The following is a 20,147-nucleotide window of genomic DNA, read 5'->3' on the forward strand; positions in this document are numbered from 1 at the left end:
GGCCACCATCGCCTCCCTGACCGGCGGGACGCCCGCTGCCCCCCGGCCCGGTGACACGCCCGCTCCGTCTCCGGGCGGCGCGGCCGGTCCCCGCGAGCGGGACGGCGCCTCCGCTCCCGCGCCGAGCGGTCGTGCGGCCGGTTCCGCGCGGGATGGCGCCTCTGCTCCTGCTGCTCCCGCGCCGAGCGGTCATGCGGCCGGTCCTCGCGAGCGGGGTGTCGCGTCCGCGGCGCCTTCTCCAGCCGGTGGTGCGGTCACTCCTCGTGAGCGGGCTGGTCTCCCGTCCTCGCCTCCGGCCGGCGGAGCCGGTTCCGTGTGGGGCGGCGACGTTTCCGCTCCCGCGCCGAGCGGTCGTGCGGCCGGTTCCGGTGAGTCGGGTGGTGCCTCCGCGCCGTCTCCAGGCGGCGCCGTCGTCCCTGGGGCGGGTGGGGCCGCCGCTCCGTCTCCGGACGACGCCTTCGCCGCCTTCCGGGCGGCCGCGGCCGCCGCCGAGGCCACCATCGCCTCCCTGACCGGCGGGACACCCGCTCCCCCAGAGGGGAGCAACACCGCAGACCCGCCCCAGGGTGCCGCAGGCTCGCCTCGGGGCGCCGCCGCGGCCGCCTCCCGTACGGCGGGCGAGCCCGGTGCCACGCCGCCGGCCGAGGTGTTCACCCCTTTTGGCGCGGACGCCGAAGGCCCTTCTCCCCAGGTGGGGAGTGACGGACGGGCATCCGGCGTCGACACGGGGCTCCCTGCCGTGAGTCCCGCCGCTCCGTCCCTGGACGGTGACCCCGCCGGCTTCCGCGCCGGCCGTGACGCTCCTCCGCTCCGCGCGGAGCGGATGGGCGGAGCGGACGGAGAGACCGGGGCAGGTCTTCCCGGAGCCGGAGCCGGAGCGGGAGTCCCGGCCGGCACCGATGCCAGAACGGGAGACCAGGCCACCGACACCGGATCAGTCCCAGGCGCGTCCCCGGACGACGCAGGTCCCTCCGCCCCGGGCGCTTCCCTGGACGACATGGCCTTCCTCGCCCCGGGCTCGGGTCTCGACGACGCAGGTTCCTCGGTCCGGGACGCGTCCCTGGACGGCGCAGGCTTCTCCATCCCGGGCGTGTCCCTGGGGGGCGCAGGTTCCTCGGTCCCGGATGCGTCCGTGGACGGTGCGGGCTCCCTTGCTCCGGACGCGTCCCTGGACGGCGCAGGTTCCTCCGCCCCGGGCGCTTTCCTGGACGACGCGGCCTTCCTCGCCCCGGGCTCGGGTCTCGATGACGCAGGTTCCTCGGTCCCGGATGTGTCCGTGGACGGTGCGGTCTCCCTCGCCTCGGACGCGTCCCCGGACGGCGCAGGCTCCTCCGCCCCGGACGCGTCCCCGGACGGTGCGGGCTCCCTCGATCCGCAGGGCTCGGAGGAGTCCTCCGGTCCGGACGGGCCCGGCGGCTCCGTCGACGATGACCCGGACGGCACCTACGCGGCCGAGGAGGCGTGGGACGACCGGGTGCGGGAGGTGCTGCTGCCCGATGCCGTCTCGGCGGCCCTGACCAACGCGCTCAACGTCCTGCGGACCAGCGTCACCGACCTCCGCTTCGGCCTGGACCTTCCCGGAGCCGAGGAGGCCAGGCGGACCCAGAGCGAGATCCTGGCCCAGCTCGACGACTACGTGATCCCTCGGGTTCACATGAGCACCGCGCCGGCGCTCGTCGTGGTCGCCGGATCCACCGGCGCGGGTAAGTCCACGCTCATCAACACCCTGGCCAACGCCAAGGTCAGCGCCACCGGCGTGCGCCGCCCGACCACCGGCACGCCGGTCCTCGTCTGCCACCCCGACGACCACGAGTGGTTCGCCGGGGGAAACCTGCTCGGCAGCCTGCGGCGGCGGGACGCGCCCGACCCCCAGGCGGATCCCGGCAGCCTCGTGCTCGCCTCCGCCGAGCGCCTCCCCCCGGGCGTGGCCCTGCTCGACACCCCCGACATCGACTCGGTCGTCGAGGAGCACCACGAGATCGCCCACCGGATGCTCGACACGGCCGATCTGTGGATCTTCGTCACCACCGCCGCCCGCTACGCCGACGCCCCCGCCTGGCGGCTCCTCCGCCTGGCCAAGGAGCGCGGCGCCAGGCTGGCCATCGTGCTGTCCCGGGTGCCCCCCAGGTCTCGGGAGGTGGTCACCAAGCACTTCTTCAGGATGCTCGCCGAGTACGGCCTCGGCGAGGTCGACCGCTTCGTCGTCGACGAGAGCAAGGTCACCGGTGGCATGCTCCCCGACCACGAGGTCACCGAGCTCCGGCTCTGGCTGACCGAGCTGTCGGTCGACGACCGCCGCCGGGCGCAGGCCGTACAGGCGACCCTGTCCGGGGTGCTGGACAGTTTCCGCACCCGGATCCCGGCCCTGGCCAGGCAGCTGGAGGCCCAGGTGGTCTTCCGGAGCGAGCTGCGCGCGGACGTGGACGCCGCCTACGCCGGCGCGCTGGCCGAGATCGAGGGGGCGACCAGGGACGGCTCGCTGTTGCGTGGAGAGGTACTCGCCCGCTGGCAGGATTTCGCCGGCTCGGGCGATCTCATGAGGACCCTGCACCTGCGCAAGCCGGGCCGGTTCGCCGGGAAGGCGAGTCACCAGGCCCCCGAGCGGCTCAGCGCGCTGAAGTCCGCGCTCCGCGCCGCGGTGGAGTCCGTCGTCATCTCGGCGGCGCAGCGCGCCGCGGAGGAGGCCGTCTCCCGGTGGCTGCACCGTCCCGGCGCCGGGGAGAGCCTGGCCGCCGTCCCGGGTCTCGGCCGTGCCTCCGACGAGCTCCTGCGCCGGACCGGCCGGACCGTCGCGGCCTGGCAGGAGCACATCATCGAGCTGATCCGCACCGAGGGCGTCACCAAGCGGGCGGTCGCCAGGCTGGTCTCCTTCGACGTCGAGTCCCTGTCGCTGATCTTCGCGGTGGGGCTGCTCGGCGACGGCGCCGCCGAGGGCGAGAACGCCGTCACCGGCGCGCTGCCGCAACGGCTGGTCCACGCGCTCCTCGGCGCGGAGTCGCTGCGCAACATCGGCGCCAAGGCCCGCAGCGATCTGCGCGCCCGGATCGGCATGCTGTTCGACGACGAGATGTCGCGCTACGTCCAGGCCCTCGACGGGGCGGGCATCCCCGACGGCTCCGCCGCCACCCGCCTTCACCAGGCGACCTACAGTCTTGAGGTCGCCCGATGAGGAGCCGGCCAGGAGCGGGGGGCGGCCCGCGGCGGGGAGCGGGCCCGGCGTGGTGAGCGGAGTGTTCCCGGAGCGTGCCTCCGGCACGACGGCCCGTGAGATACGAGCGATCCGCGCAGCGGACGAGGAACGGTAAGCGAGCATGACCACTGTTGGCACCACCCAGACTCGCCAGGGGATCGGCAGCCGGCTCGCCGCGCTGGCCCGGATCGTGGAGCTGGGGCCGGGCAGAGTCGACCCCAAGCTCCTGGCCGAGTCGGGGCAGTTGCTGCTGCGCGCCGGTGACAGGCTCAAGCTCTCCTCCGACCACACCGTGGTCGCGCTCGCCGGGGGCACCGGCAGCGGCAAGTCCACCCTGTTCAACTCGGTCTCCGGGCTGGAGCTGTCGCCCACCGGCGTCCGCCGCCCGACCACGGCGCGCACCCACGCCTGCGTCTGGGGCCTGGACGGCGCCGGCCCGCTGCTCGACTGGCTGCAGATCCAGTGGCGGCACCGCTTCGCCCGGGCCAGCGCCCTGGACAAGGGCGAAGGCCGCCTCCATGGGCTGATCCTGCTGGACCTGCCCGACCACGACTCCATCCGGGCGCTCACCGACACCGAGGCCGACCGGCTGATCCAGGTCGCCGACCTCGTCGTGTGGGTGCTCGACCCGCAGAAGTACGCCGACGCCTCCACACACCGCCGCTACGTGACCGAGCTGGCCGGGCACGACGCGGTGACGATCTTCGTGCTCAACCAGGCCGACCGGCTGGAGCCGGAGGAGCTGGCCGAGTGCGTCGCGGACCTGGAGGACCTGCTCCGCCGCGAGGGCGTCGAGAATCCCGTCATCGTCACCACCTCGGCGATCACCGGCAGGGGGGTGGACGGCCTCAAGGCGGTCCTCGCCGAGACCGTGACCAGACGCCGGGCCGCGGTCCAGCGGCTGGAGGCCGACCTCGACCGGCTCACGCTCCGCCTGGCGAAGATCATGCCGGACGGTGAGGTCCCGGCCGCCTCCGCCTCCATCGACGACGCCCGCCGGATCGGCCTGACCGACGCGCTCTGCGACGCCGTCGGCGTGCCGGCGGTCGGCGAGGCGATGGAGAACGTCTACGGCGTGCGGTCCATGGAGTGGGTCGGCTGGCCGTACACCCGTTGGGCCGCCAAGCTCCGGCCCGACCCGCTGAACAGCCTGCGACTGGGCGACCTCAGGGACGAGATCCGGGGTCTCACCGGCGGCTCGGTCAGCGCGCAGCCGGCCGAGGTGGACAACGCGGTGCAGGCTCTCGTCGACGGGCTGACCTCCGGCATGCACGAGGCCTGGCGCAACGGGATCAGGGACGCCGCCCGCTCCCGCTCGCTCCAGCTGCCGCAGGTGCTGTCGGAGGAGCTGTCGGAGGTCGCCCCGCGCCTGGACCGGGTCCCCTCCTGGTGGCGGCTGCTCCTCATCTGGCAGTACCTGCTGGTCCTGCTGTTCGTCGCGGGTCTCGCCTGGTGCGGTACGGCTCTCGCCTACGGTGTGTTCGGCGTCGGGACGCTGCCGGCGGGCCTGGCGGTGTTCGGTGAGGCGGCCTCGCTGCCGTGGGTCGGGCTGATGGCGCTCTCGGTCCTCGGGCTCGGCCTGCTCACCGCGGTGGCCAGCCGCAACTTCGTCGCGCTCGGCGCGGGCGGCGAGCGCGACCGGCTGGAGCGGGAGATGCGCCGCAGGGTCGGCGGGGTCGCCGGAAGCATGGTGATCGAGCCGGTGGAACGCGAGCTGGCCCGATACAACGAGTTCTACTCCGCCATGCGGGGCGTGCAGGGCTGAGCCCGTGCCGTCCACAGCTCCCGTCCCCGCGCCGGCGGTAATCCACAGAGCGTGATTCGGCGGCCCGTGCCGGGGGCGGCTCGGGCCATCGTGTCTCCCAGGCCACGGGTAGTCCGCCCGCTCTCAAGGGAGACACGATGAACGACATCTACGTCACGCTGACCGGCAATGTCGCGGCTCCGCCGCGCCAGCACACCTTCCCCGACGGCTCACGGGTCACCTCGCTCAAGGTCGCCTCGACGAGCCGTTACTTCGACAGGGAGAAGCAGCAGTGGTGCAACGGTGAGACGACCTACTTCGGTGTCCGCTGCTTCCGCGGGCTCGCCGACAACGTCGCCCAGTCGGTCCACGTGGGCCAGCCGATCGTGGTCCAGGGGCGGCTGCGGATCCGCGAGTTCACCCATGAGGGCCAGCGGCGCTTCATGCCCGAGGTGGAGGCCGGCTCGCTCGGGCACGACCTGCGCTGGGGCCTGGGGAGCTTCAGCAAGCCGCAGCGGCAGGGGGTGGCTCCCTCGCTGGGCCGCGAGGAGCGGATCGAGCTCGACCATGAGACCTACGACTGGGCCATGGGCGGCGCCGTCCCCGCGGCGGCCGGGGCCGCCGGCGCGCTGAGCCTGGTGAAGGACGGGCCGGACGAGGGGGAGAGGGCCGGGGCGGGGAGGGGCCCGGCGTGGGCGGGCGCCGCCGGGACCGGGCCGAACACGGAAGATCACGGCGTGTCCGAGGGGGAGACGGGGGCCGAACAGGAGAAGATGATCGCCAGGGAGGCGGACATGACCGATGGAGATTCCACGGACGAGACGCCGTGGCCCACGGAGGCGCGCATGGCGGCCTGAGACATGGTGGCCTGAGGCATGACGGCCTGGACGGACCACTGCCGGCGAGGGGCGCGTACGGCGCCCGAGACGGGCCGCCGCCGACAGGGGCGCTGCCGGCAGGCGGGGCAGAGGTTTTCCGGCAGCCGGAAGGCAGGGGCCTCCCGACGGCGGTTCGCGCATCTCCGGCGAGGGGCGAAGTGAGGTGTGTCCCGGAAGGGGACCGGAGCGAAAGAGGAGGGGGCATCGGCCGAGCGCGGTCGGTGCCCCGCCGGACGAGCGCGGAGACGCCGAGGAAACGGCCGATGGTCTTGCCCGTGTCAGATGCCCGAAGCACCTGTTAGGTCCAGGTCACGCCCCGCAGCATGGCTGCTCCTTTCCCACACGGTCCGCTCGCGGAGTGAGCGATTCCCAGTCGTGGGCCACCTGATGGGAGACCCACTCTGCCAAAGGTAGCGGTTGCTGTCGCGCGGCGCACACTCCGCAACTATCGTGTTACACATCGTTAGTCGGAGAAGGGGGCGACATGGCGGCACCCATTCACACCTCGGTCAAACGGCGCGGCGGCGTGGCGGCCTTGGCCAATCGGTGGCCCCTGCTTGGGCAGCGCCGTGCGCTGGTCGTCTACCTTTGCGGGATCGTGGCGCTGGATCTGGTGGCGATCGGGTTCTCCGCCCTGTCGACCGATTTCCGCCGGCAGGACCTGCTCACCTTCGCCGCGCTGATGGCCTGCGGAGCCGTCTGCATCGAGGCGACCCGCCGACTGGGCATGCCCGCCGGGGTCTCCCGTGACCTGCTGTCCGCCTGGTGGCTGCCCGCCGCACTGCTCCTGCCCCCCGTCTACGCGCTTCTGGCCCCCATCCCGCTACAGATCCTCCTGCAGAAACGGGTGCGCGAGACGGTCGTCTACCGGAGGGTCTTTAGCTCGGCCGCGATCGGCCTTGCCGGGTGCGCGGCCTCGGTGCTGTTCCACACCGTCGTCGGCGACCTGACCGCCCTCACCGCGGGGGCCGGGGGGCCGATCCTCGTCGCCGTGGGCTGCGCCGTCCTGTTCACCGTGCTCAACACGGCGCTGATCGCCGTCGCCGCGCACACCGCCGCCCCCGACAGCCGCTGGCGGGAGGTCCTGTGGAACCGGGAGAGCCTGCTGCTCGACGTGGTCGAGCTCTGCCTCGGGGTCCTCGTCGCCATCACCTGCGGCCTGAACCTGGCGCTGCTGCTGCTGGCGCTGCCGCCGGTGGTCCTGCTCCAGCGCAGCCTGCTCCACGCCCAGCTGCAGGCCGCGGCCCGCACCGACTCCAAGACCGGCCTGCTCAACGCCGCGGCCTGGCAGCGCGAGGCCGACACCGAGATCGTCAGGGCGCGCCGCACCGGCGAGACGCTCGCCCTGCTGATCGTCGACATCGACCACTTCAAGCGGGTCAACGACACCTACGGCCACCTGATCGGCGACCAGGTCCTGGTCGGGGTGGCCGCCACCATCCGCAGCCAGCTCCGTGACTACGACGTGGTGGGCAGGTTCGGCGGCGAGGAGTTCGTCGTCCTGCTGCCCCGGGCGGACGTGACCGAGGCCCGCCGGGTCGCCGAGCGGCTGCGGTCGCGCATCGGGCGGATGGCGGTCCCGGCCGACGACAACATGGTCACCGTGACCATCTCGGCCGGCGTCGCGGTCATGACCATGCACGGCGACGACCTGATCGAGCTGCTCGCCGCTGCTGACCTGGCCCTTTACCGTGCCAAGGAGCTCGGCCGCGACCGGATCTGCCTACCCGTCACCACCGTGCCCCCGGCCCGCAGGCCGGGTCCCGAGGCCGCCCCTAGCTAAGGCTGACAGGCCCTAAGCTAGAAGGCATGCCGGAGTACATCTACACACTGCAGCGCGTGCGCAAGGCGCACGGCGACAAGGTCGTCCTCGACGACGTGACGCTGTCGTTCCTGCCGGGCGCGAAGATCGGCGTCCTGGGTCCCAACGGCACCGGAAAGTCGACGCTGCTGAAGATGATGGCGGGTCTGGAGCAGCCGTCCAACGGCGACGCCCGGCTCATGCCCGGCTTCACCGTCGGCATGCTTCAGCAGGAGCCCCCGCTCAACGAATCCAAGACCGTGCTCGGCAACGTCGAAGAGGGCGTCGCCGAGACCAAGGCCATGCTCGATCGGTTCAACGAGATCGCCGAGCTGATGGCCACCGACTACAGCGACGAGCTGCTCGACGAGATGGGCAAGCTGCAGGACGCGCTGGACCACCGCAACGGCTGGGATCTCGACAGCCAGCTCGAGCAGGCGATGGACGCCCTCCGCTGCCCGCCGCCGGACGCCGAGGTCACCCAGCTCTCCGGTGGTGAGCGGCGCCGGGTCGCCCTCTGCAAGCTCCTGCTCGAGCAGCCCGATCTCCTCCTGCTCGACGAGCCCACCAACCACCTGGACGCCGAGAGCGTCCAGTGGCTTGAGGCGCACCTGGAGAAATACCCCGGCACCGTCCTGGCCGTCACCCACGACCGTTACTTCCTGGACAACGTGGCCGGCTGGATCCTGGAGCTCGACCGCGGCCGCTGCCACGCCTACGAGGGCAACTACTCCACCTACCTGGAGGCCAAGGCGGCGCGGCTCAAGCTGGAGGGCCAGAAGGACGCCAAGCGCAAGAAGCGCCTGGAGGAGGAGCTGGAGTGGGTCCGCTCCAACGCCCGGGCCCGCCAGACCAAGAGCCGGGCGCGTCTGCAGCGCTACGAGGAGATGGCCGCAGAGGCCGACAAGCACCGCAAGCTGGACTTCGAGGAGATCCAGATCCCGCCGGGCCCGCGCCTGGGCACCACGGTCATCCGGGCCGAGAAGCTCACCAAGGGCTTCGAGGACCGCGTCCTGATGGACAGCCTCTCGTTCGACCTGCCGCGTAACGGCATCGTCGGCATCATCGGCCCCAACGGCGTCGGCAAGACCACGCTGTTCCGGATGATCACCGGTAGCGAGACCCCGGACGACGGCGGCATCGTCGTCGGCGACACCGTGAAGATCTCCTACGCCGACCAGAGCCGCGGTGGCATCGACCCGACGAAGAACGTCTGGGAGGTCGTCTCCGACGGGCTCGACCACATCAAGGTCGGGCAGGTCGAGATGCCGTCGCGCGCCTACATCGCGGCGTTCGGTTTCAAGGGCCCGGACCAGCAGAAGAAGGCGGGCGTCCTGTCCGGCGGCGAGCGCAACCGGCTCAACCTGGCACTGACCCTCAAGCAGGGCGGCAACGTGCTGCTGCTCGACGAGCCGACCAACGACCTCGACACCGAGACGCTCTCCAGCCTGGAGAACGCGCTGCTGGACTTCCCGGGCTGCGCGGTCATCACCTCGCACGACCGGTGGTTCCTCGACCGCATCGCCACCCACATCCTCGCGTGGGAGGAGGGCTCGAACTGGTTCTGGTTCGAGGGCAACTTCGCCGACTACGAGAAGAACAAGATCGAGCGGCTGGGAGCCGACGCGGCCCGTCCGCACCGCGTCACCTACCGTAAGCTCACCCGCGACTGACGCGGGGCCTCAAGCGGCCTCCGGCGCCCCGCCGTACAGCGGGGGCCGGAGGCCCGCTACCGTTTCCGATGTGTCTGGACAGAGCGTGACCGGCGACGTGAGCCGTACCCACCGGCATGTGTTCCCCAGAGCGGTCAGGTTCGCCGACATCGACTCGCTGGGCCATGTCAACAACGTCCGGTTCTTCGACTATCTCGAAGATGCCCGCCTGGAGATGTTCCACATCGACCTCCACCGGGAGGGGGCGGCGCCCTTCCGGGGGCTCGTGGTGGCCCGGCACGAGATCGACTACAGACGTCCGCTGACCTTCCGCGCCGACCCGGTCCGGGTGGAGACGTGGGTGACGGAGATCCGGCCGGTGCGCTTCACCCTCGACTACGAGATCCGCGACGGCGAAGAGGTCTTCGTGCGGGCCCGCTCCGTGATGGTCGCCTACGACGTGCAGAAGGCCGCTCCCCGGCGGTTGAACCCCTATGAGCTGAGCTACCTGCGCAGGTTCGCCGCCGAGTAACGGGCCGGGGAGCCCCTGCTCCGGCGGCCGTGGTCAGCCGGCGGTCCGAGGGCTGACATCCAGTACGGCCTTGCCGGGGATCTTCCGGTCGAGCAGGGCCTGGGCGGCGTCGGCGACGCCTTCCCAGGGGCCGCGCCAGCCGACCTCGGGCAGGAGCCTGCCGTCGGCGACGAATCGCAGCAGCGTGGACAGGTCGGCGCCGAACGGGGTGGTGTCGCCGAAGCTGTTCATCGACCTGGACGGGCCGAGGGAGAAGAACGAGTACGGCGCGAAGACGGCCGGTTCGCCGGAGGCCCAGCCGATGTTCTGGACGCTCCCGCCGGGAGCGAGCAGCTCCCACGCGGCGGTGAGCTGGGGCCCGCCGACGTTGTCCAGGATCACGTCCACCGGCCGGTCCACGCCCTCCAGGCCGATGACCACCTCGTGGGCGCCCAGCTCGGCCAGGCCCTCCGCGCGCGCCGCCGAGCCGGCCGACGCGATGACATGCGCCCCGCCCAGCGCCGCGAGCTGGACGGCGAGCCGGCCGACGCCGCCGGAGGCGCCGGTGATCAGGACGCGCCTGCCCAGGATCGGGGCGGCCCGCAGCGTGCGCAGCGCGGTGACGCCGGCCATCGGCAGGGCCGCGGCGTCGGCCAGGTCGACTCCGTCCGGGACCTCGGCGACGGAGTCGGCGTCGACGGCCATGCGCTGCGCCCAGGCGCCCGGTCCGAAGGCCGCGACGCGGGTCCCGACGGCCGGGCCGCTGCCGTCCGCGGCGGCCTGCGCCACGACGCCGGAGGCGTCGTAGCCGGACACGGTCCCCGGCTCCTGCTGCCGGGCGAAGGCGATCTCTCCGTGGTTGAGAGAGATGTGACGCACGTCGATCACTGCCTGGTGCGGGCGCGGTGTGGGCTCGGCGGCATCGTCCACCCGTAGGGCTGCGGGGGCGGTCGGGTCGACGACGAGCGCACGGATGCTCATTGGTCCTCCTCGTGAGGCGACGGATCTCTGTCCTGACGCCGTTACCGGACCAACGGTCCGCTAAGGAGCGGTTGTATCATATCGGACTGACGGTCCGCTAACTGGAGGACAACGGATGGCCGAAGAGCGTCACGAGCGCGCCAACGCGGCGCGGAACCGGCGAGCGGTCCTTCAGGCAGCGGAGCGGCTGCTGGAGGAGGGCGGGGACGAGCACGTCTCCCTCGACCGGGTCGCGGCTCTCGCCGGTGTCGGCAAGGGCACTGTTTTCCGCCGCTTCGGCAGCCGCGCCGGCCTCATGCAGGCGCTCCTCGAAGAGCGGTCGCTCGCCTTACGGGAGGCCGTCAGCCAGGGGCCTCCGCCGCTGGGCCCGGGGGCGCCCGCGAGAGAGCGCCTGCTGGCCTTCCTCGACGGGCTGGGGGGCATCGCCGAGCAGAACGCCGCCCTCCTGACCGCCCACGAGCAGGCGTGCGCGGAGGACAAGCACGCCGACCCGAGCTACCGGTTCTGGCACCGCCACATCCGCGACCTGCTGGCCGAGGAGCGTCCCGACCTCGACACGGAGTTCCTCGCCCACGCGCTGCTCTCGGTGTTCGACGGCAATCTGATCAGGCATCTGACACGCGACGACCCACGGCGCTTCACCGCGTCCGTGCAGGAGATGGTCATCGCCCTGCTGACCTCGCCGCCCCGCCGCTGACCGCCGGACGCCCGGAGCACTCCTCCACCGTTGACCGCCAGGCCCCCGGGCGCTCCTCCGCCACCGACCGCCGGGCCCCGGGGCACTCTTCCGCCGCCGGGCCGTACGGCGAGACCCGCGCCGGATCTGCCGTCGGCGGCTCGGGGCGGGTGCGCCGACGGCGGTCCGGGACGTGTGCGCCGGGGACGGCTCTCTCAGGAGGTGCTGAGCCAGGCAGCCGTGTCCGGCGGGAGCAGGTAGCCGTCGACGGGGGCGCTGCCGATCAGGACCCGGTCGTGCGCCGGGAGCGGCACCGCCTCGGATCCGCAGTTGATGACGCAGGTCAGGGGGCCACGGGTGAAGAAGAGCGCCCCCTCGGGGGAGTCGAGCCAGATGATCTCGTCGGTGAGCGAGCCGCGCAGCTCGCGGCGGGTGCGCAGGGCCTCCTGGTAGAAGCTCAGGGTCGATCCCGGATCGCTCGCCTGGCGGTCGGCGCTCAGCGCGGCCCACTCGACCGGCTGGGGCAGCCACGGCCGGGCGCCGTCGGGTGAGAAGCCGTACGGCTCGGCGGCGCCGGACCACGGGATGGGGACCCGGCAGCCGTCCCGGCCGGGCAGCTTCCCTCCGGAGCGGGCGAAGATGGGGTCCTGGCGCGACTCCGGAGGAAGGTCTTTGACCTCGGGGAGGCCGAGCTCCTCTCCCTGATACAGGTATGCCGACCCCGGCAGGGCGAGCATGGCCAGCAGCGCCGCCCGGGCGCGGGCCAGGCCCGTCGTGGAGTTGTCCAGGCCCTCGCCGTACCGGGTGACGTGGCGGACCACGTCGTGGTTGGACAGCACCCAGGTGGGCGCGGTCACGGCGGCCAGGGTGTCATCGATGACCTTCCGGAACGCCGTCGCGGACCAGGGCGCCTCCAGCCAGGCGAAGTTGAAGCTCTGGTGCAGCTCGTCGGGGCGGACGTAGCGGGCGAGGTCCTCGGCGGAGTCGGTCCACACCTCGCCGATGGCCATCCGCTCGCCCGGATAGGAGTCGAGCACCTTGCGCCATTCGCGGTAGACCTCGTGCACCTCGGGCCGCCCCCAGATCGGCGACTCGGCCTTGAACGCCTGGCCCTCCGCCGGGGTGTCGGGCAGGCCCTCGGCCTTGTGCAGGCCCATCGCCACGTCGATCCTGAACCCGTCCACCCCCCGGTCCAGCCAGAACCTCAGCACGTCGAGGAACTCGGCCTGCACCTCGGGGTTGCGCCAGTTGAAGTCGGGCTGTTCGGCGGCGAACAGGTGGAGGTACCACTGCCCGTCGGGCGTCCTGGTCCAGGCCGGGCCGCTGAAAGTCGACTGCCAGTTGTTGGGCGGCAGCTCGCCGCCGTCCCGGAACAGGTAGCGTTCGCGACCCTCACCGCGCAGCGCCGCCTTGAACCACTCGTGCTCGGAGGAGCTGTGGTTGGGCACGATGTCCACGATCACCCGCAGCCCGTGGGCGTGGGCGTCGGCAACGAGCGCGTCGAAGTCCGTCAGGGTGCCGAACAGCGGGTCGACGTCGCGGTAGTCGGCCACGTCGTAGCCGCCGTCGGCCATGGGGGAGCGGTAGAAAGGGGTCAGCCAGATCGCGTCCACGCCCAGCTCGGCGAGGTAGGGAAGGCGCTGCCGGACACCGGTGAGATCGCCGACGCCGTCTCCTGAGGCGTCGGCGAAGCTGCGAACATAGATCTCGTAGACGACGGCATCACGCCACCAGGGGGTCTCCATGTGCATGGATTGCCCTCACCCGGCGGGGTTTATGCGTCAGGGGCGTTGACCATGCTGTGCGCTGCGTAGACGAGGTAGTCCCACAGGCGCTTCTCCAGGTCGTCGGGGAGCTCCAGCGAGACCACCGCGTCGTGCATGTGCTTGAGCCAGGCGTCGCGCTCGGCCGAGCCGATGACGAAGGGGTTGTGCCGCATCCGCAGCCGCGGGTGCCCCCGCTGGGCGCTGTAGGTGTTGGGCCCACCCCAGTATTGGATCAGGAAGAGCCGGAGCCGGTCTTCGGCCCCGGCGAGGTCGTCCTCGGGATAGAGCGGTCGTAGCAGTGGGTCGTCCACGACGCCTTGGTAGAAGCGGTGGACAAGACGCCGGAAGGCCTCCTCGCCGCCGACCGCGTCGTAGAAGGACTGAGGTTCCTCGGGGATAGCGGACACGCCCCCAAGCCTAAGCGACTCCGGCCGGCCCCATGCCTGGGCGAGGTCAGCCGGCGATCGCGATGGAGGCGCGGTCGAGGGCGGACTTGATCCGGATACGGAGCTCGCGGGCGACCTCGGCCTGCCGGGAGGGGATCGTCTTGGCGCTGATCCGGAAGACGAGGGCGGTGTCGGAGATCTGCTCGATCCCCCAGACCTGGGGCTCCTCGACCATGATGCTGTCGCGGTAGGAGGAGTCGTTCCACATGTCCTCGACCACGTCCTTGAGCAGGTCGCGGACCGCCGGGATGTCGGAGGCGTAGGCCACCGGGACGTCCACGGTCGCGCGGGACCAGCCCTGGGACTCGTTGCCGACGCGGGTGATGGTGCCGTTGCGGACGTACCAGACCCGGCCGTCGAGGTCGCGCAGGCGGGTGATGCGCAGGGTGACCGCCTCGACGGTGCCGACCGCCGCGCCCGCGTCGATCACGTCGCCCACGCCGTACTGGTCCTCCAGGAGCATGAACATGCCGGCGATGAAGTCCTTGACCAGCTCCTGGGCGCCGAAGCCGACGGCCACGCCGACGATGCCGACGCTGGTCAGCAGGGGGGCGATGGGGACGGAGAGCCGTTCCAGGACGGTCAGGGCAGCCGTGCCGAGGATGACGATCGAGGCGACGGGCCGCAGCACCGAGCCGATGGTCTCCGCGCGCTGCCTGCGCCGCTCGGCGGCGACGGCGTCGAGCCCCTCCAGCGTCACCATCTGCTTGCCGCGCAGCCGGCCGGCGATCGAGCCGCCGCTGGCCGAGGACGCGCGTTTCACCACGCGGGTGATCAGCCGGTTGGCCACGTTGCGCAGGAGGAGGGCGATGGCGACGATGAGAACGATGGCGATCGCGCTCGCGATCACAGGTGCCCAGGCGGCGGGCAGGACGGACTGCATGAGGCTGCAGATTACCCCGCCGCCGTTCTCGCACCCGTTGGTCAGGCCGGCGCCCATCCTGAGAATGTCATCGACCACGGGTGCGGTGGTGGGTGCGGGGGTGGGGGCGAGCAAGAACACGGAGCAGATCCCTCTCGGATCGGGTCGGTGGGCAGAACGGGCAACTCGCGTTGCCTACCCATATTGCCGACCGAACCGGCCGCCGTCACATCACGCCGGGGAGACGGGAGGTCCGGGCCCGGGGCCGCGGGGGGCGGGGCCGGACACTCCGGTGACGGGCGGCTCGGACGGGGCACGCACCCGGAAGCGTGTCCCGTGCCGTTTCCGAGGGGGATCCCTCCGATCACCGTCCGGACGGATCCGGACGGCAGTCTGCGTTTGATGTTCCGGGGCCGGTGGGGTGCCCAGCGTCCGAGGACGCTCCGCACCGGTCACCCCGCCGGCCCCGCCGAGCCGCGGTGGGGGCGGTGGACCGGAGGGCTGCGACTCCCTCCGGGCCACCGCTCATCTCACTCCCCCACCGCGGCGAGTACGCGTGCGACCTTGGTCGCGGCACCGGCCGGGTCTTTCGCCGTGTGCATCCGCTCTCCCCAGGACCACCAGTAGTACCAGTCCCGGTGGCTGGGGGCGGCCTGTGCTCGGCAGGTGACGTTCTCCGCCAGGCTGGTGGCGTTCGGGTTGATCACGCGCACGAAGGCACGCCCCGCCTGGGTCCGCACCACTCGGGCGTGAAGTCCGCGCGAGTCGAGTTCTGACACCAATCGCTCCAGGTGTCCGAAGTCGTCTTCCCCCACCTCGTCCCTCCTCATATCGCCTGTCCCGCACCGGATCGTGTCCGTTTGATTACACGGATCAGTGCTGGTTGGCCAAAGATGACTCACCTGGGCCGATGGGTCAACGGAGGGGAAACCAAGATCAGGATGCGCCTTCTCCCAAGTAGGTTGAAAGAAGCAGTCCGCTGGTGGACGATCCTTAGCCGATGGCTCTATTCGCGCGTTCCTGGTGAGCCAAAGTTGGTCCATCATTCTCGGTAGGCACAGTGCGACAACTAAATCACACTGAGTCAGCGGGAGAGGACCGGTCGGGACTAGTGTGCCAGCCAGCCCAGCTGGCCGCGAGAGAGGGGCCGGTATGTCCGGCAGGCAGCACAGGGAGACGGAGTTGGCGCGGCAGATCCGGGCCAGAGGTCTGGCGGCGGGGCGCGAGCCGGCTCAGATCGCCGAGGAGATCCACGACAGGTGCGGTCCCCAGTTCGGGACCACGCGGATCAAGGGTCATCGCCTCGCGCACGGTGTCGCTCTCGCCGACGTGATCGAACAGATACGGGCGCTGTTCGAACGCGACGGCAAGTCGGCGCCGGGTATCGGAGAGACGCTCCTGTCCGCCTATGAGAGCGGGCTGAAGCGTCCGGGGCCCGAATACCTCCACTACCTGTGTTCCGCCTACCGGGTCGAGCCGGCCTCCCTCGGATACGACGGTCCGTGCATCTGCGGCCACGGCCACAAGATGCCCGGCACCGGCCGAGGTGATCTCCAGGATGGAAGACCCGACACTTCCCCTGGTCCGCGCGAGCTGTCGATCAAGCCGACCGGTGGCGACCCTTCCGCGGACGGGGGCGAGGAGGACGAGAACGTGCTACGGAGGACGCTTTTGCAGCTCCTGGCCGGCACCGGCGTGGCGCTGGACGGACAGGTGCTTGGATCTGTGGAGAACATCCGCAGGAGGATGGACGAGACCCTGGTTTCGGCCACCGTTTCGCCTGCGATGCTCGACCAGTGGGAGGAAGCCACCATCGGCTTCGGCCGGCAGTACATGAACACACCGCCGCTGCGGCTGCTGTGCGACGTGCTGCTGGAGTTCAGCGCCGTGCGCAAGGCCATGGAGCGGCGCCAGCCGGTGGACCTGCAGGAACGGCTGTGCCGGATGGCGGCGCAGCTCGCCGGGCTCAGCGGCATGATCATGGTGAACCTCGGCGACCACAGGATGGCCCGGTCCTTTTTCAGGACCGGCCGGACGGCCGCCGACGACACCGGGGACCGCGCGCTCCGCGCCTGGGTCCTGGCCAGGGAGGCCCTGGTCCCGCTCTACTACGGGGATCCGCGCGAGGCCCTCAACCTCGCCAGGAAGAGCCGGGACCTGGCCGGTCAGACGCCGTGCGCCGCCCAGGCGATGGCCCCGGTCTTCGAGGCCCGCGCGCTGGCGATGATGTCGGGGGCGGGCAAGAAGGACGTGGTCGACCAGGCCAAGCGGGCGCTGTCGCGGGCCAGGGCGGCCTTCTCCCAGATGACGGCGGCCGACCAGGACGACGCGACCTTCGGCTACACAGAGCGTCAGCTCTACTTCCACCAGGGTGACGCGCTGGTGAAGCTGGGGCAGGCGATGGAGGCCGATCTCATCCTGGAGCAGGCCCTCACCAAATACGGCCCGGGCGACTGGCTCGATCCCACGATCATCAAGTTCGACCGGGCCACCTGCAAGCTCCTCGAAGGCGAGTTGGAGGAGGCGCTGGTGATAGCCAAGACAGCGCTCGCGGGGCTGGGCGAGGGCTGCCGGCCCGACATCCTCATGCAGCGCGCCCACGAGGTGGCCAGGGCGGCGGAGGCCAGGGCCCCCGGCCACCCCGCGCTCAAGGACTACCTTGAGACGTTGCGCGCCACACCGGCGGTGGACCCCGTTGCGGACGTCGCTACATGAGGCTCCGGCGCTATCGCTGGTCCGACCTGGAGTCCGTCTGGGCACTGCATCAGATCTGTCTCGCTCAGGTAGGCCTCGCGCCGGGGGACGGCGTCTACTACGAGGACGACTTCCCGCAGATCAACGAGATCTACATCGCCGACCGGGGGGAGTTCCTGGTGGGTGAGGTCCCCGGTGGACGCGTCATCGCGATGGGCGGGCTCCGCCGTGTCGACGACCGGACGGTGGAGATGTGCCGCCTGCGGGTCCATCCGGAGTTTCAGCGGCGGGGGCTCGGCGCCCGGATGGTCGAGGCGCTGGAGAAGCGGGCGATCGAGCTGGGCTACGTGCGCCTGCGCGGGGACACCACAATGAACCAGCCGGCCGCCATCGAGCTCTACCGCAAGTATGGCTGGCGGGAGATCGGACGGGAAGAGCGCGGGGGGTGCATCGTGCTTTATGGGGAAAAAGATCTCGTTGAGGTCATGTCGCAGCTTGCTCCATTTAAGTGACCTAAGACTGATTCAACGCTGAGCATTGCGATCCGGCGAAATGCCAGAATACTTATTCATCGTACCTGTAGTCATTTCCCGTGGGGGGTACGATGAAAAAGATCATTGTCCGTAAACCCGGCACCGCCACGTTGAGCGGGGCCGCCAGCGTCATCCACAAGGGGTGAGGGAGCATCTCTGGCTGACCGGGTCGCTCCCCGGTGACCGCACGGATCCGTCGGCCCTCGTGGTACACGGGCACCGGCGGTCGCGGGGCCCCTACACGGTCGGCGGCGCGATCCTGCGCGAGGTCGTCCCCGAGGTCCTGGAGAGGGCTCCGGCGCAGGTCGCGGCCCACGACATCGAGATCCGCAGCGTGGCCCCCGATCTCCGGGATCGGGTGGCCGCGCGACGGCAGGGCGTGGACGCGCACATCGATGACGACGAGCGGATTCTCGTGCCCGCGCCCCGCCGCACCCTGCGGCTCGCCAACGGGGTGGCGGAGTTCCTCGGCGCCTGCCTGCGCGGGCCCCGCACGCTGGTCGTGACGGACGTCCACGAGGCCGACCCGACCGACCTCGAACTGCTCGCGGTGCTGGTCAGGCGGTTGGATCCCGCGCTGCTGACGATGGTGCTCTGTTCGGGACAGGCGCCACCGCCCTGGTTCCGCGGCCGGGTGGCGGGCTCCGGCGGACCGGTGCCCGTCCGGGTGCCCGCAGGCCCGGACGGGATGCCGCCGGATGCCGTGGCCGCCGCCCACGTGGCCTCCGAGTGCACCGACGAGTGGTCGCGGGCCGCCTACGAGGCGCTGGACCCGACGGAGCGGGCCCTGCTGCACGACCTGCGGGCCGACGAGCTGGAGGCCGTCGGTGAGTTCTCCGCGCGCCTGGGCGCCGTCCCCTTCCACCGCGAGCACGGCTCCGACCCCCGCGGACGCGGGGCCGGGGCGCTTTGGACCGCCGTCGACCACTGTGTCAGGGAGGGTTTCCTGGACGCGGTGGCCGAGCTGGGGCGGCGCGGATCGCGGCTGGCCGAGCCCGGCTCGGACCTGTGGTGGCGCTTCATCCAGCGCACGGCCACCGCCCTGGGGGCCCTGTCCCGCCAGGAGGAGGCCCGTGACCTCTACGAGCGTGCCCGCCGCGGCAGCCAGGACCCCGCGGTGCACGCGGCCTCGGCCTACGGCACGGCCATGCTCGACGCCCGCCATCCTGACCCGGCCCAGCGGGACCTGGGGCGCGCGACGGGCTGGATCAACCAGGCCGTCGCCATCTCCACCCTGCTGCCCGACCGGGGCGAGCGGGCCTTCAAGCTGGGGTTCGACCGCAACGGCCAGGCTCTCGTCGAGACGCGCCTGGGCCGGCCGCGTCAGGCGCTGGCGCTGGTCGAGTCGGCCATCGAGCTGGCACGGGAGGATCTGCCGCCGGGACGGCACCCGGTGCACCGGATGGTGCTGCACGCCAACCGCGGCCGGCTCCTGGCGGAGCTGGGCCGGGCCAAGGAGGCGCTGGAGGAGTACGCGGCGGCGATCGCCCTCGATCCGTTCTTCGCCGACCACTACCTGGAGCGGGGCAACCTCCTGTTCCGGCTCGGGCTGACCGATGAGGCGCTGGCCGACTACGAGGCCGCCATCCGGGTGAGCCCGCCCCTGCCCGAGGCGTACTACAACCGGGCCGAGCTCCGGCTCGCGCTGGGGGATCTGGAGGGAGGCCGGGCCGACCTCGACCACGTGCTGGAGCTGGACCCGGACTACCTGGACGCCTACATCAACCGGGCGGGCGTGCGGGCGGTGCTCGGACTGGAGGCCGAGGCGCGGGCCGACGTCGCGGCCGGGCTGGCGCTCATGCCGGGCAATCCCCACCTGCTGACCGTGAAGGGGCAGCTCGACACCGCGTCCGGGCGGTTCGAGGAGGCCGCGCGGGCCTTCGACACCGCCCTGGAGAGCGCCCCAGCCCTCGGCGCCGCCTGGGCCAACCGGGGCATCCTCCGCTACGAGACCGGTGACGCCGAGGGCGCGGTGACCGATCTGTCCAGGGCCATCGAGATCGAGGAGAGCCCGGAGCTGTACTTCAACCGGGCGACCGCCCTCCAGGCCCTGGGCAGGGAACAGGCGGCGCAGGAGGATCTGCGCCATGCCCTCGACCTCGACCCCGACGACCCGGCCATCCGTGAGGCCCTCGGGCTCTAGGCGGGGAAGACCCGGACGTGGCCGGGGTCCACGCTGAGCCGTACGGCGACGGCCACGGCCGACAGCGGCAGGGAGCGCAGCGGCGCGGACCTCACCTCGGCCTCCCCGAACACGCCGAGCCAGTGGTCCAGGGTGTAGCCCTCGGGCAGCGGGGTGTCGGTCCAGCGGGTCGCGACCGAGTAGAGCAGGGCCGCCGGCAGGGGCAGCCCGATTGGGCGGGAAGGGGGTGGGACAGGGCCGCTTGGGTGGGAGGGGGCGAGGTGGAGAGAA

15 protein-coding genes are annotated in these 20,147 nt (G+C 71.7%); 10 read left to right on the top strand and 5 right to left on the bottom strand.

What is annotated here, in order from left to right; all coding sequences use genetic code 11:
* Window positions 1-1,276: 1,276 nt before the first annotated feature.
* The 6 genes from ACWDS7_RS17125 (at window position 1,277) to ACWDS7_RS17150 (ending at window position 9,797) form a co-directional block, all read left to right on the top strand.
* Window positions 1,277-3,169, top strand: a complete 1,893-nt coding sequence (locus ACWDS7_RS17125) for a GTPase (RefSeq protein ID WP_451930078.1) — start codon at window positions 1,277-1,279, stop codon at window positions 3,167-3,169.
* Window positions 3,170-3,311: 142 nt separating this feature from the next.
* The gene (locus ACWDS7_RS17130) at window positions 3,312-4,955 is read left to right on the top strand and encodes a GTP-binding protein (protein ID WP_306866207.1); all 1,644 of its coding nucleotides are present in this window, start codon (window positions 3,312-3,314) and stop codon (window positions 4,953-4,955) included.
* A gap of 137 nt (window positions 4,956-5,092) precedes the next feature.
* Window positions 5,093-5,791: a single-stranded DNA-binding protein gene (locus tag ACWDS7_RS17135; protein WP_451930079.1), complete on the top strand. Its 699-nt coding sequence runs from the start codon at window positions 5,093-5,095 to the stop codon at window positions 5,789-5,791.
* A gap of 505 nt (window positions 5,792-6,296) precedes the next feature.
* Entirely contained in the window at window positions 6,297-7,595 is a 1,299-nt protein-coding gene (locus ACWDS7_RS17140; protein ID WP_306866214.1) for a GGDEF domain-containing protein, read from the top strand.
* 26 nt (window positions 7,596-7,621) lie between these two features.
* Window positions 7,622-9,286 carry an energy-dependent translational throttle protein EttA gene (gene ettA, locus ACWDS7_RS17145; protein WP_306866216.1) on the top strand — a complete coding sequence of 555 codons (1,665 nt, stop codon included), beginning with the start codon at window positions 7,622-7,624 and terminating at the stop codon, window positions 9,284-9,286.
* A 70-nt stretch (window positions 9,287-9,356) separates the two neighbouring features.
* The gene (locus tag ACWDS7_RS17150) at window positions 9,357-9,797 is read left to right on the top strand and encodes an acyl-CoA thioesterase (RefSeq protein WP_306866219.1); all 441 of its coding nucleotides are present in this window, start codon (window positions 9,357-9,359) and stop codon (window positions 9,795-9,797) included.
* Window positions 9,798-9,830: 33 nt separating this feature from the next.
* Here ACWDS7_RS17150 and ACWDS7_RS17155 read toward each other — a convergent pair whose 3' ends face one another.
* Complete coding sequence (locus ACWDS7_RS17155; RefSeq protein ID WP_451930080.1) at window positions 9,831-10,757, bottom strand: zinc-binding dehydrogenase; 927 nt, start codon at window positions 10,755-10,757, stop codon at window positions 9,831-9,833.
* A 115-nt stretch (window positions 10,758-10,872) separates the two neighbouring features.
* On the opposite strand from ACWDS7_RS17155, the gene ACWDS7_RS17160 reads away from it, so the two are divergent.
* Window positions 10,873-11,454, top strand: coding sequence for a TetR/AcrR family transcriptional regulator (locus ACWDS7_RS17160; RefSeq protein WP_451930081.1), 582 nt, complete (start codon window positions 10,873-10,875; stop codon window positions 11,452-11,454).
* A 194-nt stretch (window positions 11,455-11,648) separates the two neighbouring features.
* Here ACWDS7_RS17160 and ACWDS7_RS17165 read toward each other — a convergent pair whose 3' ends face one another.
* From ACWDS7_RS17165 to ACWDS7_RS17180, 4 genes are all read right to left on the bottom strand, one after another.
* Window positions 11,649-13,184: a glycoside hydrolase family 13 protein gene (locus tag ACWDS7_RS17165; protein WP_451930082.1), complete on the bottom strand. Its 1,536-nt coding sequence runs from the start codon at window positions 13,182-13,184 to the stop codon at window positions 11,649-11,651.
* A 23-nt stretch (window positions 13,185-13,207) separates the two neighbouring features.
* On the bottom strand, window positions 13,208-13,606 hold the full coding sequence (locus ACWDS7_RS17170) for a globin (RefSeq protein ID WP_451930083.1): 399 nt from the start codon (window positions 13,604-13,606) through the stop codon (window positions 13,208-13,210).
* 46 nt (window positions 13,607-13,652) lie between these two features.
* On the bottom strand, window positions 13,653-14,648 hold the full coding sequence (locus ACWDS7_RS17175) for a mechanosensitive ion channel family protein (RefSeq protein WP_451930084.1): 996 nt from the start codon (window positions 14,646-14,648) through the stop codon (window positions 13,653-13,655).
* Window positions 14,649-15,037: 389 nt separating this feature from the next.
* A complete protein-coding gene (locus tag ACWDS7_RS17180) occupies window positions 15,038-15,322 on the bottom strand; it encodes a hypothetical protein (RefSeq protein ID WP_306866236.1) in 285 nt (94 codons plus the stop codon).
* Window positions 15,323-15,659: 337 nt separating this feature from the next.
* Here ACWDS7_RS17180 and ACWDS7_RS17185 point away from each other — a divergent pair, with 337 nt between their 5' ends.
* The 3 genes from ACWDS7_RS17185 (at window position 15,660) to ACWDS7_RS17195 (ending at window position 19,877) form a co-directional block, all read left to right on the top strand.
* Window positions 15,660-17,222 carry an XRE family transcriptional regulator gene (locus tag ACWDS7_RS17185; RefSeq protein WP_451930085.1) on the top strand — a complete coding sequence of 521 codons (1,563 nt, stop codon included), beginning with the start codon at window positions 15,660-15,662 and terminating at the stop codon, window positions 17,220-17,222.
* On the top strand, window positions 17,219-17,713 hold the full coding sequence (locus ACWDS7_RS17190; protein WP_306866240.1) for a GNAT family N-acetyltransferase: 495 nt from the start codon (window positions 17,219-17,221) through the stop codon (window positions 17,711-17,713). Before ACWDS7_RS17185 ends, ACWDS7_RS17190 begins: the two co-directional genes overlap by 4 nt.
* Window positions 17,714-17,876: 163 nt before the next feature.
* Entirely contained in the window at window positions 17,877-19,877 is a 2,001-nt protein-coding gene (locus ACWDS7_RS17195) for a tetratricopeptide repeat protein (RefSeq protein WP_451930086.1), read from the top strand.
* Window positions 19,878-20,147: the final 270 nt, after the last annotated feature.

It is taken from the genome of Streptosporangium sp. NPDC003464, assembly GCF_053588315.1.

What these genes read in the sequence shown, in the direction of transcription:
- ACWDS7_RS17130 (WP_306866207.1), top strand. Translation starts at nt 3,312, where the DNA reads ATGACCACTGTTGGCACCACCCAGACTCGCCAGGGGATCGGCAGCCGG.
- ACWDS7_RS17135 (WP_451930079.1), top strand. Translation starts at nt 5,093, where the DNA reads ATGAACGACATCTACGTCACGCTGACCGGCAATGTCGCGGCTCCGCCG.
- ACWDS7_RS17140 (WP_306866214.1), top strand. Translation starts at nt 6,297, where the DNA reads ATGGCGGCACCCATTCACACCTCGGTCAAACGGCGCGGCGGCGTGGCG.
- ettA (WP_306866216.1), top strand. Translation starts at nt 7,622, where the DNA reads ATGCCGGAGTACATCTACACACTGCAGCGCGTGCGCAAGGCGCACGGC.
- ACWDS7_RS17155 (WP_451930080.1), bottom strand. Translation starts at nt 10,757, where the DNA reads ATGAGCATCCGTGCGCTCGTCGTCGACCCGACCGCCCCCGCAGCCCTA.
- ACWDS7_RS17160 (WP_451930081.1), top strand. Translation starts at nt 10,873, where the DNA reads ATGGCCGAAGAGCGTCACGAGCGCGCCAACGCGGCGCGGAACCGGCGA.
- ACWDS7_RS17165 (WP_451930082.1), bottom strand. Translation starts at nt 13,184, where the DNA reads ATGCACATGGAGACCCCCTGGTGGCGTGATGCCGTCGTCTACGAGATC.
- ACWDS7_RS17185 (WP_451930085.1), top strand. Translation starts at nt 15,660, where the DNA reads ATGTCCGGCAGGCAGCACAGGGAGACGGAGTTGGCGCGGCAGATCCGG.
- ACWDS7_RS17190 (WP_306866240.1), top strand. Translation starts at nt 17,219, where the DNA reads ATGAGGCTCCGGCGCTATCGCTGGTCCGACCTGGAGTCCGTCTGGGCA.